This is a genomic window from Exiguobacterium sp. GL_137 (assembly GCF_057834585.1).
On sequence record NZ_CM174406.1, the window covers coordinates 1,171,106 to 1,183,135 of the forward strand.

Genomic DNA, 12,030 nt, shown 5'->3' on the forward strand with positions numbered 1-12,030 from the left:
GGAGCGTCACACCGTGACGACCACAGTCGGTTTTTTCGAGAAGCGGGAGGAATCAAGATAACATGGAGACGTTCTCAAAAGAGGAGATGTTCAAACAAATTACGGCTTGGGAAAACGGGGCGAAGGTCGAAGAAGTTCTCGCCTTACGTTATGCCCAAAGCAGTCGCCTATTACAGGAAACAGAAGCATTAGTCCGGATTTTAGCTTTACTCGTCGAACACCGTTACATCATGACGGGACGGATCGATGCCCTGGCCGAAAGCTGGATGCAGGAAATCCGCCAGCACGACCGGCTGCCGGAACGGCTTGAACAGTTGCTGATCGAACAGCAGCTCCAGAGCAGTTACCAATTGCTCGTCGCTAACACTTTTCCGACGATCCGCGAGACGGACAATGCCAATGCCAAACGGTCAGCGACAAAGGAACTGATTCAACAAGCGGGTCAAATCCTGCACGAGACGGAACAGGTCGTCGAACAGACGGAACGGTTGCGCCGGCTGGATGCTGCGCGCTGGTCGGAATTGTTCGAAGCCGGAAAAGCCTTATTGTTGTCGAGTGCGACGCTTGAGCAGATTGCGACGGAGTTCCTTAACAGTCTGCAGGAACGATTTTATTCGCGTGACGCGTTCCGGGAGATGACGGAACTGAAAGCGACGGCACTGCAGGATTTACGCCGGGTCGTTGCGCTGCTTCCGGCAGAAATCAAACAGGTCGAACGGTCGGCGCTCGAGGAACTCGATGCGATGATCGGACTGGAAGACATTAAGTTGCGTGTCCATCAGATGTACCGGTTCTTGAAGTATCAGCAAAAACGGACGTCGGACGGCTATCGCTCGAGTGATCAGCCGTCCCTCCACATGATTTTTATGGGGAATCCCGGGACCGGTAAAACGACACTTGCCCGGTTGATGGCGAAAATCTATCACGAACTCGGTCTGTTGGAACGGCCGGAAGTCGTCGAGACGGACCGCTCGTCGCTCGTCGGTGCGTTTGTCGGTCAGACGGAAGAACAGGTCATGAGTAAAGTCCGCGAAGCGGTCGGAGGTGTCCTGTTCATCGACGAGGCCTACGCCTTAAAACGGGCCGGTCAAAGCGGCAATGATTACGGTCAAGCCGCGATTGATACCCTCGTTGCAGCGATGACGAGCGGAGAATACGCCGGTCGGTTTGCCGTCGTGCTTGCCGGTTATCCGGAAGAAATGCGTGATTTCCTGAAAGCGAATCCCGGACTGCGGAGCCGTTTCCCGGAATCGAATCATTACCTGCTTGCGGACTATACGGATACGGAACTGCTTGAAATCGGCCGTTCGATTGCGACCGTCAACGATTATGTCCTGACGGAGCAGGCAGAGCGGGCGTTGTTGTCCCGGCTCGAACGGGAACGGGTCGACGCGAGTTTCGGGAACGGGCGCGCCGTCCGCAATATCGTTCTCGATGCGATCTTTAAAAAAGGGGCGAGTCTCGGGGAAAGTGCCAGTCACGAAGATTTTGCGTTGCTCGAACAAACGGATTTTGAACTCGTCGCTTCAGACGATAATACTGTCGAAGAACGACTTGAACAGCTTGTCGGATTACAGCCGTTGAAAGCGGAAATCAAACAAATCCAGGCATTATTATCGATGCAGAAGCGTCGACAGGAGGCAGGCTTTAAAGTCTTGCCGGTTGAACTGCATGCTGTCTTCAGCGGGAACAGCGGGACCGGAAAAACGACGGTCGCAGCTCTCTATGCGGATGTCCTCCGTCAGTGCGGTTACTTGAAGCGGGGGCACTTAAAAGTCGTCAGCCGGGCCGATCTCGTGTCCGGATACGTCGGACAAACGGCGCAACAGACCCGCGACGTGATCCGGGATGCCCTCGGCGGTGTCTTGTTCATCGACGAGGCCTATGCGCTGAACGGGGGTGCCAACGACTTCGGGAAAGAAGCAATCGATACGCTGGTCGACGAGATGACGAAACATGCCGATAATCTCGTCGTTGTCCTCGCCGGTTACGAACAGCCGATGCAGGCCTTGCTTGCAAGCAATCCCGGACTGAAGTCACGTTTTAAACGGGAGTTCCATTTCCCGAACTATGTGAAGGAAGAACTGATTGAAATCATCATCAATTATGCTGCCCAATACGGGTATCAATTGACGGATGAAGCGAAACAGACGCTTGAGCAGATGATTGAGACGGTTCCGAACGGCAATGCCCGTGCCGCGATTACGATTGTCGAACGGGCAATCGCGAAGCAATCCGTCAGATTAATTGACAAACTTAGCTTAAGCGGTTCAGAATGGTCCTATCTTGAAAAAGAGGATTTTTAAGGGGGAAGCTTCATGTACACGATTGAAATACCAGTCCGTTACGCTGAAACCGATATGATGGGCATCGTTTATCATTCGAATTATCTCGTTTATTTTGAGATTGCACGGACGGAACTGATCAAGTCACTTGGACTTGATTACAAGGAAATGGAAGAAGCCGGATATGTTTCGCCGGTCACGAATGTGAATCTCGATTACAAACGGTCGTTAACATACGGTGACGTGGCACAGGTTTCCGTCTGGGTTGATCATTACGACGGTCTGCGGACGATTTACGGTTATGAAGTCAAGAATGCCGACGGTCAACTGGCGGTCGCAGGAAAAACGTCGCATGTCGTCGTCAAAAAAGAGAACTTCCGTCCGATCCGTTTACCAAAAGTCTTTCCGAACTGGCACGCGATTTACGAACAAATGCGTACCGAAGATGCTGCACTCATCTCAAATTAAGCCTCCGCCCTCAGCAGGATTTCTTGCGTGAGGGCTTTTCTAATCAGTCGATTAGAGGTAACATAGAATAGCACCAAGGAAGCGGGGAATTAAAAATGAAAAAAATCGTAGCAGTCAGTACATTGGCGCTCCTCCTTGCAGGATGTAACCCTGGGGATCAGGAAGCGGAAGACAACTCAAAAACCGAACAGGCGAATAAAAGCGCAGACGAAAAGGCCACTTCAGATTCTGAAAAAAGTGATGCCGAAGTAGCAAAAGAAAAAGAAACAGCAGAAGCGAAAAAAGAAGCCGATGCGAAAGCGGAAGCTGAGAAAAAAGCAGAAGAACAGGCAGCGGCCGATCAAAAAGCAGCCGATGAAAAAGCGGCCGAAGAGAAAACAGCGGCCGATAAAGCAGCTGAAGAGAAAACGACGGAAGAGAAGTCATCGGACGAATCTTCGACAGAAGACAAATCGGCCGATAAAAAAGACGATGGGAAAACCGATTCCGCTCAGGATCCGGAACCTGCCAAACCGTCTAAACCGGAGTCCGAAACACCGGACGTCGATAAATCGGATACAAAAGCCGATTTATCACTGGGTGAGTTAGTCGTCGTCAATAAAAAATACAGCTTACCGATTGATTACAAACCGTCGGACTTAGTCGTACCAAACGTCAGCTTCTCGTATTCAGGTGTCCTTGAACAAAGTTATATGCGGGCACCGGCAGCGAAACAGATGGAAAAAATGTTTGCTGATGCGAAAGCCGACGGCGTGACACTAAATGCCGTCAGTGGATTCCGTTCTGGTTCACGTCAGACGGTCCTTTATAACAACTACGTCGCCCGTGACGGAAAAGTGGCAGCCGATCAATATTCTGCCCGTCCTGGTCACAGTGAGCACCAGACCGGACTTGTGTTTGATATCTCGGCACCGAGTGTCGGGAATGGATTGACGGCAGAACTTGGAGATACAAAAGAAGGAAAATGGATTGCGAACAACGCAGCGAAGTATGGATTTATCGTCCGGTACGACCGTGGGTTCCAGTCACGGACTGGGTACACGTATGAGCCATGGCACATCCGGTATGTTGGTGTCGGTCCAGCCACACAAATTAAAAATAATGGACAGACTCTCGAAGAATATATGAAGGTCGGTCACTAATACGTTGGAGGTTGACCATGATTGAAATCATCGGGATTTTAATTTTAGGCTATTTACTCGGCTCGATTCCGTTTGCTCTGCTTGTCGGAAAATGGGGACATGGCATTGATATTCGGCAGCACGGCAGTGGGAATCTCGGGACGACGAATACGTTCCGGGTTTTAGGAAAAAAGGCAGGGATTATCGTCTTGATTGGTGATCTCGGTAAAGGCGCAGTCGCCAGTCTCGTCCCGATCCTGCTCGCTTCCGAACTGCATCCGCTGTTTGCTGGTCTAGCGGCCGTCATCGGACATATTTATCCGGTCTTTGCCAAGTTCAAAGGCGGAAAAGCGGTCGCGACTTCCGGCGGGATGCTGCTCGTGACGAGTCCGATTTTGTTCCTCTTTTTGCTCGTCTCGTTTTTAACGACATTACGACTGAGCCGGATGGTTTCACTCAGCTCAATCGTTGCGGCAAGCATCGGCATCGTTGTTTCGATTACGATCGGCATCATCGAGCAGGACTGGATCGTCCCGACGTTCTTTACGATTCTTGCACTGTTCGTTATCTTTAAACACCGCGAAAACATCAGCCGGATCCGTCAAGGGACGGAATCAAAGATTGGTATGTTTGTGAAAGATAAAAAAGACACCGACTGATTTCAACCGGATGCTGTTGTTCTTCTATAAAAGAAGGACAGGAGGATCCGGTTTTTTTGTGAATATCTTGTTAATCTGAAAAATGAACGAATTCAACAACATTTCATAGGAATTACACGTTTTTTTACACCGGATTTACAAGACCTTTACAGACGTTCGCTACACTAGAAGTAGTACTTGTCTGTGAAGGGGGAAGGTCATGTGTCGTTATTAGGAGAGGAACGGAAATCACAAATCATGCAATGGCTCGAAGAAGAAGGGAAAGTCATGACGAAAGATTTGATCGATCGTTTAGACGTCTCCGGTGAGACGGTCCGGCGCTATCTTGAGGAACTCGAACGGGAACGGCAACTGAAGCGGGTGTATGGTGGGGCAATCTATCACGGCGGAAAACAAGAGTCGTCGATTTCACGACGGACGGACCAATTATCACGGCGCCTGGCCCGGTATGCCAAAGGTTGGCTCAGTGACTATTCCTGCATCTTTTTAGGAAAAGGGGAACCGGTCGAACATCTGTTGCCGTACCTCAGTGGGGGAGCGACCATCGTGACGAATTCTTTATCGATTGCCAGTCATCTGGAACAATGCCGGGAAACCGGACCGTTTCATGGTGAAATTCGCTTGCTCGGCGGAACCGTCGATTCATTCGGACAGACGGTCGGTGTCGAAGTGTTACAAGCGCTTGATGCTTACGCCTTTGATGCATCGTTTTTGACATTTGACGGCGCCGAAATCGAGCGGGGATTCGTCAGCGATGACATCGAATCGTCCCTGATTCAAAAAGCGATCATCGGACGGACGAAGGACGTGTATGCCTTTTTGGCGTGTGACGAGTTTGAAGGAAACCGGAAGTACAAAGTCGCCGAATTCCGGCGGGCTAAAATCGTCCTCAGTCCCTCGACCTATCCGCCGTCATGGGAAATGAAACTGTTCAACGAACGGGTGAATTGGACAGTCGTCTCGTGATACACTAGGGCGGGAGGGATGTATCATGTTAGAAATCATTGCAGCAACAGTCGAAGAAGCAACAGCAGCCGAGCGGGCGGGAGCTGACCGGTTGGAACTCGTATCCGCCTTATCGGAAGGCGGGCTGACACCGAGTTACGGCTTGATCCGGCAAGTTTTGTCGTCGGTCGAGATTCCGGTCCACGTCCTCGTGCGTCCGCACAGCAAATCGTTTGTCTATTCGAAAGCCGATCAGGAAACGATTATCACCGATATCGATTTAGTCCGGGAACTCGGAGCAGCAGGCATCGTCGTCGGATCCTTGACGCCGGACGGTCGTGTCGATGAAGGATTCCTCGGACGGATTATTAAACATAAAGGCGACTTGTCGTTGACGTTCCACCGGGCCATCGACAGCAGTCGGGACATCCTGGAAGCAGCGGAAGTCCTGGCTGATTTTCCGGAAGTCGACCGGATTTTGACGTCCGGGGCACAACCGACGGCACTGGAAGGTCAGGCTGTCATCGCCGAACTGATCGAACAGCATCCGGACCTGATTGTCTTGCCGGGTTCCGGTATCACAGTCGAGCGGGCGGAAGAATTACTTAATGCAACGAACGCAACCGAGTTACATGTCGGATCCGCTGTCCTCGTCGACGGTCAAGTCGATCCGGAGAAGGTCAAAGCGTTAAAACAATTGCTGGCACGTTAATCAAAGTTATTCGTTGGCGTAACAGTTAACCTTATGAGAAAAGAGGGCAGATTTGAATCTGTTCCTCTTTTTTTATTTTGGAGAAACCAATCGTCAAAGCTGTCCAAAAATCGTCACATCTTCAGCCTTGTGAGGAGATGATTGCTATTTTTTCAAAGCAGACTACGGTACACTAAAACAGGAATGTTGAAAGATAAAGGAGTTCATTATGACAAATTTACAGTACAAACAAGCTGCACTTGCGACATTAAAAGGGAAGTGGCTGACAGCGCTCAGCATCTCAATCATCTACTTCGTCATCTTTGCACTTGCTGCCAGCCGGATGTCGTTTGACCAGGATAATCTCGACAGCATGTTACGGTTCGTCGCCTTGAACATCGTCGTGACGATTGTGCTGTCCCCCGTCACGCTTGGACGGACAATTGCCTACTTACGATTCGTCCGCGGAGAATCAGCCGGTATCGGGACGTTATTTGAAGGGTTTGCGTCGATCCGTTTCTACCTGAAGACGATGGCAGCCTATACACTGGTAACGTTACTCGTTTACATCGGTTCTTTTTTGATCCTTCCGGCAATTTACTTTTATCTGATGTACCGATTGGTGCCGTTTTTATTGGTCGACCGACCGGATCTGTCGTTTATACAGGTCCTTGGTGAAAGCCGCCGGATGATGCATGGGCATAAGTGGCGGCTGGCGAAACTTTATCTCAGTTTCATCCTTTGGGGGATTCTTGCGCTGCTCAGTACCGTCGGAGTTGTTCTGCTGACGCCGTATTTTGATACGACGATGGCGCACTTCTATGAACAATTAAAAAAAGAGCAACAGACAGCAACGCGTTCAGCGTAAAAAAACGAGTCTGACTTCCCCCTGTGCGGAAGCGTCAGACTCGTTTTTGTTGTTTTTAATCCTTTAACGGGACGGTGTTTTCTCTTTTAACAACAAGTAGAGGGCCTGTGTCCCGGATTCGGCATGACCGGATGCTGCCAGCTCGTCATATAAGTCTTTGACGAGCGCAAGTCCCGGTGTTGCAATCCCCATCTCTTCGGCCCGTTCGAGCGCAAGGTTCATGTCTTTGATGAAATGTTTGACGAAGAAGCCCGGCGAATAGTTTTCCGCAATGACACGCGGAATCAGGTTTTCAAGTGACCAGCTGCCGGCGGAGCCGCTTTTGATCGTCTCGACGAACTGTGTCGGATCGATTCCCGATTTCGTGACGAACAGCAACATCTCGGCTGTCCCGATCATCGATCCGGCAATCGCAATCTGATTGGCGAGCTTGGCCGATTGTCCTTGTCCCGGACCTCCGAAACGGGCGATTGATTTTCCCATTGCTTCAAATAACGGTTGAACCGTGTTAAATGCTTTTTCGTCGCCACCGGCGAGAATCGCGAGCGTACCGTTTTTTGCTCCGAGATCGCCGCCCGTGACCGGTGCATCAAGCGCAGAAAGACCGTTTTGAGCAGCCTGTTCGGCAATCCGGATGGCGAGCGCAGGACTCGATGTCGTCATGTCGATGACGATTGTCCCTGGGTTAGCGGATGCTAAAATCCCGTCCTCCGCCAAGTAAATCTGTTCGACGTCCTGCGGATAGCCGACAATCGAGATGACGACATCGACATCCGTCACGGCTTCCTGAATCGTATCGACGATCACAGCGCCGTCCTGTTCGAGCGGCAAGCCTTTTTCTTTCGTCCGGTTATAACCTTTGACGGAAAAACCGGCTTTTAGTAAGTTGCGGACCATGCCTTGCCCCATGACGCCGAGTCCGATGAAACCAATTGTTTTTGTCATGTGTTACTCCCCCTGGTCGTTTCGGTGTGACCGATGAATTGTTGCGTTACGAGTTTATTATACAAAACATTTGTCTCAACGAGGGTATCATGTGTCCCGATACCGGAAACACGTCCCTGTTCGAGGACGACGATTTGATCGGCGTGACGGACCGTCGCTAAGCGATGGGCAATGACGAATGTCGTCCGTCCTTCCATCAGGCGTTCGAGCGCTTCCTGGACGACCCGTTCCGATTCCGAGTCAAGGCTCGAAGTTGCTTCGTCGAGCAATAACAATTCCGGATCCCGCAGGAGGGCGCGGGCAATCGCAATCCGTTGCCGTTGACCGCCGGACAGTTTAACACCGCGTTCGCCAATTTCCGTGTCATATCCGAGTGTAAACGAAGAAATGAATTCATCGGCATTCGCCATCTCGGCGGCGTCGCGGATTTGTTGTTCCGTGACATCTTGCGTCAAGCCGTATAACAGATTGTCGCGGATTGTTCCCGACAAGACGGGTGAGTCCTGGGCGACATAACCGATCGTATTACGCCAGCTGGCCAGTTCAAACTGATCAATTGCATGAGGACCGAGCTCGATTTGACCGTTCGTCGGCAGATAAAAGCGTTCGAGTAGAGCGAACAAGGTCGATTTACCGGAGCCGCTCGGACCGACGATTGCCGTGGTTTGACCACGCGGCAAGGAGAAGGTGACGTCGTGCAACAGTGTCGTGTCGTCATAGCCGAACGACAAATGATTAAAGTGAACGGCTGCGAACGGACGCTCAACCTGTCGGGTACCGTCCTGTTCCGGTCGTTCTTCGAGCAGTTCCGAAATCCGTTCCGTTGCCCCGCGCGCTTTTTGTAATTTCGAGACGAACTCGGTCATCGTCACGAGCGGCGTCATGATTTGAAACAGATATAACGAAAAGGCGACGAGTTCGCCCGCTGTAATCTGATTCGTCGAGACGCGGTAAGCACCGAAACTGATGATGACAATCAACATCGAGGTCAGGGCGACGTTGAAGACGGGCAGTAAGATTGCCTGAATCTTCCCTTCTTTGACACCGAAGCCAAACAGATGTTCAATCCGCGTTTTTCCGCGTTCCATTTCATAGGTTTCTGTCGCCTGTGATTTGACCAAGCGGACTTCACCGAGCATCTCTGCAAAAAATCCCGATAAGCCGGCGAGCTCTTTTTGCGTCTCCCGTGAAATCTGATGCAGTTTCCGAACGAGCGGAATGATGATCAATAATGTCAACGGGACGGCGATGACCATGACGAGCGTCATTTGCCAGTCGAGGAAAAATAAAATCGTAATCGCACCGACAATCGAGACGATTGAGGTCAACAGACGAACGAGTTGCTCCGATAATAATTGTTGTAAGGTCGTCGCATCGTTGTTGAGACGTGAGACGAGTTCGCCTGACTTCGTTTCGTCATAGAACGGAATGGGTAAAGCTAGCAAGTGTTTCCACAACATCGTCCGCAAGTTGGCGACAATCCGTTGCCCGGCGACTTGCAGCCAGTAGATGGAAAAAGCATTGCTGATCATCTGGACGATGAAGACCGTGATGAAGAGGGCGACCAAGCCCGGTGTGACCTGATCGATGGAGAAGTTGTCGATCAGGGATTTCAAAAACCAGGGAATCATCAAAGCAGCGAGTGCCTGAATGATTGAAACCGTCACGGCAGCTGACAGCAGTCCGACCGGTGGTTCACTTTTCTTTAGTAAGGATAAAAATGAGGTAAATGTTGCAGGTTTCAATTCGGCACATCCTTTCCTTTCTATTGTCGGTTCTACGGCAGTTACGGTCAACTTCGAGTGATGGACTTGACAGTGATTCCGGTCGTCACGGACACTTAATGAAAGCGAAGTAAAGGAAGGAGTGACGTGATATGAAAATATGGATTGATGCAGACGGTTGTCCGGTCGTCGATTTGACGATTCGATTGAGCAAAGGATACGAGGTTTTTTTAGTCTGTGATACAGCACATCAGTTTAATCGGGAAGGGGCGACGACGATCACGATTGGTCAAGGAGCGGACGCCGTCGACTTTGCCATCGTCAACCGGATGGCGCCGGGAGACATCGTTGTGACCCAGGATTACGGTCTGGCTGCCCTCGCCCTCGCACGCAATGGACGAGCCGTCGATCAGAATGGTCGGATTTTTACAAACGAAAACATAGATTTTCTTCTACATACACGACATGTCGGTCAAGAAATCCGGCGGGCAGGTGGACGGACGAAGGGACCCAAAAAACGGACGCGTCAGGAAGATGTTGCGTTCGAACAGGCATTTAAACGTTTGTTGGCAGAAACGGCAGCACGTTCTTAAGTCGAATGAGCGACGAAAAATTAAAATCTCGTGTTATAATTTTAAACATGAATGCATGAATCGGAAGGAGGAAGCCCATTGAAAAAAATCGTACGATATCGTCCTGAAAAGAAGACGAGACCGTATCGTCTGAAGACCAGTCCATTTCCAGTCAAGACGTTACAGACGACCGACCGTCAACGGATCGGTCAACTGACACAGGATTTGGCGGAAGTTGAACATAAATTGAAACACCGCAACGAAATCATGGAAGCATTGGCAACCCAAAACGTCGAGTCAGCATGTGAGACATTACTCGTTAAGTTGCTGAAACTCATCAATCTTGAGGCGGGGGCCATCCTGTTATATCGCCGTGAACAATTGAGTCACCTTGTGACGCAAGGGGTGGAAGACATTGAATTGATCGAAAAAGATTTGGATCAATATTCTGTGTTACGCCGTGCTTTTGTCATGCGAAAATCGGTTCAGCTCCCTGTAGCAGAAAACATGTATGAATCGGCGATTCCTGTCCAGTCACCAAGCAATGGCGGTGTCGTCGGTGTCATCTATCTCAAACATCCATTCGAGCAGTTCAACTTGGAACAGGTCGGGGATATTTTGGATTTGTCACGTAAACTCGGGATGACGCTTGAACGTCACCTGTTGTTCCATCAAATGGAGCATGAAAAAATCAAAACGTATCAATTACTCGATTCGATTCGGGAAGCGGTCTTATATATCGAAAGCAGCGGGGAACAGATTTATGCCAATCAGGCATTGTTGAACATGTTCCCGCCAAAGCTCGTCAGTCAATCTCAAGGCTTCCGCCATGCGTACGAACGGGCGACTTCCTTATTCGAACACGTTGATCAGCCGGATGCGCTGCATGACTATATCGGTCAATTGATGAACGGGGAGATTCCCGGAGAGACGATTGAACTATCGGCTTTTCGCGGGAATCTGTTGCTGAATGCCTATGCCGAACGAATCGCCATCGCCAATGTCGAGTGGGGAATGATGCTCGTCTTGCGAGATGTCACGAAAGAAAAAGAACTGGATTTGAAACAGTCGGAGTTCGTCTCGATTGTTTCGCATGAATTAAGAACACCGCTCTCGTCGATTATGGGCTTTACGGAACTGTTGATGCGTCGTTCACTCGATGGTCCGCGTCAAAAAAAATACCTCGAGACGATCCACTCCGAGACCGTTCGTTTGGCAGAGCTGATTGATGATATTTTAGAAATCCAAAAAGGTGAGGATGTCTCACAAGGCACCGTCAAAAAACGGCTGGACCTTAAACGATTGGTATATGAGATGCGACCGATGTTCGAGCTTGCGAGCAGTAAACACCGGATTCGGGTTCTGTTTGAAGCGGGCGATTATCAGATGACGGCGAGCGAAGAGAAGATGAAACAGCTCTTCACGAACTTGATCATGAATGCCATCAAATATTCACCGGACGGAGGAACGATTCAAGTTCGGGGGCACATGAAGGGATCACACATGGTCTTGACGGTTGAAGATGAAGGAATCGGAATTCCGGAAAAAGCACTACCGTTTGTATTTGATAAATTTTACCGGGCTGATAACTCGGACACGCGAAAAATTGGCGGAACCGGTCTTGGTTTAGCGATCTGCCGGATGATTGTCATGGATCATGGCGGATCGATTGCCGTGCAGTCAGAAGAAGGAAAAGGCAGTACGTTTACGCTTCAATTTTCGACTGAAATGACAGAGGACTAACGAAGAAAG

The 12,030-nt window shown here is 50.1% G+C and carries 11 protein-coding genes; 9 read left to right on the forward strand and 2 right to left on the reverse strand.

The window, feature by feature from the left end:
• Positions 1–62 precede the first annotated feature (62 nt).
• The 7 genes from AC3IRK_RS06020 (at position 63) to AC3IRK_RS06050 (ending at position 7,037) form a co-directional block, all read left to right on the forward strand.
• Complete coding sequence (locus AC3IRK_RS06020; RefSeq protein WP_426355032.1) at positions 63–2,306, forward strand: AAA family ATPase; 2,244 nt, start codon at positions 63–65, stop codon at positions 2,304–2,306.
• Between the two features lie 12 nt (positions 2,307–2,318).
• Positions 2,319–2,753, forward strand: coding sequence for an acyl-CoA thioesterase (locus tag AC3IRK_RS06025; protein ID WP_012370047.1), 435 nt, complete (start codon positions 2,319–2,321; stop codon positions 2,751–2,753).
• Between the two features lie 95 nt (positions 2,754–2,848).
• Entirely contained in the window at positions 2,849–3,895 is a 1,047-nt protein-coding gene (locus AC3IRK_RS06030) for a M15 family metallopeptidase (RefSeq protein WP_489170505.1), read from the forward strand.
• Positions 3,896–3,912: 17 nt separating this feature from the next.
• Positions 3,913–4,533 (forward strand): glycerol-3-phosphate 1-O-acyltransferase PlsY, encoded by a 621-nt coding sequence (plsY, locus tag AC3IRK_RS06035; RefSeq protein ID WP_131502935.1) that lies wholly within the window; start codon positions 3,913–3,915, stop codon positions 4,531–4,533.
• Positions 4,534–4,734: 201 nt separating this feature from the next.
• Positions 4,735–5,499 (forward strand): DeoR/GlpR family DNA-binding transcription regulator, encoded by a 765-nt coding sequence (locus tag AC3IRK_RS06040; protein WP_114596147.1) that lies wholly within the window; start codon positions 4,735–4,737, stop codon positions 5,497–5,499.
• Between the two features lie 25 nt (positions 5,500–5,524).
• Positions 5,525–6,190: a copper homeostasis protein CutC gene (locus tag AC3IRK_RS06045; protein WP_131502934.1), complete on the forward strand. Its 666-nt coding sequence runs from the start codon at positions 5,525–5,527 to the stop codon at positions 6,188–6,190.
• 208 nt (positions 6,191–6,398) lie between these two features.
• Positions 6,399–7,037 (forward strand): DUF975 family protein, encoded by a 639-nt coding sequence (locus tag AC3IRK_RS06050; RefSeq protein ID WP_114596145.1) that lies wholly within the window; start codon positions 6,399–6,401, stop codon positions 7,035–7,037.
• 63 nt (positions 7,038–7,100) lie between these two features.
• Here the strand turns inward: AC3IRK_RS06050 and AC3IRK_RS06055 are convergent, their stop codons facing one another.
• Positions 7,101–7,982: an NAD(P)-binding domain-containing protein gene (locus AC3IRK_RS06055; RefSeq protein WP_131502932.1), complete on the reverse strand. Its 882-nt coding sequence runs from the start codon at positions 7,980–7,982 to the stop codon at positions 7,101–7,103.
• Positions 7,979–9,727 (reverse strand): ABC transporter ATP-binding protein, encoded by a 1,749-nt coding sequence (locus tag AC3IRK_RS06060; protein ID WP_214853788.1) that lies wholly within the window; start codon positions 9,725–9,727, stop codon positions 7,979–7,981. Before AC3IRK_RS06060 ends, AC3IRK_RS06055 begins: the two co-directional genes overlap by 4 nt.
• 131 nt (positions 9,728–9,858) lie before the next feature.
• Between AC3IRK_RS06060 and AC3IRK_RS06065 the strand changes: the two genes are divergently transcribed.
• Positions 9,859–10,299 (forward strand): YaiI/YqxD family protein, encoded by a 441-nt coding sequence (locus AC3IRK_RS06065; protein ID WP_131973064.1) that lies wholly within the window; start codon positions 9,859–9,861, stop codon positions 10,297–10,299.
• A gap of 78 nt (positions 10,300–10,377) precedes the next feature.
• Entirely contained in the window at positions 10,378–12,021 is a 1,644-nt protein-coding gene (locus AC3IRK_RS06070) for a sensor histidine kinase (RefSeq protein WP_255508432.1), read from the forward strand.
• Positions 12,022–12,030 lie beyond the last annotated feature (9 nt).

Excerpts from the sequence above, each read along its gene's own strand:
- AC3IRK_RS06020 (WP_426355032.1), top strand. The coding sequence starts at position 63 with ATGGAGACGTTCTCAAAAGAGGAGATGTTCAAACAAATTACGGCTTGG.
- AC3IRK_RS06065 (WP_131973064.1), top strand. The coding sequence starts at position 9,859 with ATGAAAATATGGATTGATGCAGACGGTTGTCCGGTCGTCGATTTGACG.
- AC3IRK_RS06045 (WP_131502934.1), top strand. The coding sequence starts at position 5,525 with ATGTTAGAAATCATTGCAGCAACAGTCGAAGAAGCAACAGCAGCCGAG.
- AC3IRK_RS06050 (WP_114596145.1), top strand. The coding sequence starts at position 6,399 with ATGACAAATTTACAGTACAAACAAGCTGCACTTGCGACATTAAAAGGG.
- AC3IRK_RS06030 (WP_489170505.1), top strand. The coding sequence starts at position 2,849 with ATGAAAAAAATCGTAGCAGTCAGTACATTGGCGCTCCTCCTTGCAGGA.
- AC3IRK_RS06025 (WP_012370047.1), top strand. The coding sequence starts at position 2,319 with ATGTACACGATTGAAATACCAGTCCGTTACGCTGAAACCGATATGATG.
- AC3IRK_RS06055 (WP_131502932.1), bottom strand. The coding sequence starts at position 7,982 with ATGACAAAAACAATTGGTTTCATCGGACTCGGCGTCATGGGGCAAGGC.
- plsY (WP_131502935.1), top strand. The coding sequence starts at position 3,913 with ATGATTGAAATCATCGGGATTTTAATTTTAGGCTATTTACTCGGCTCG.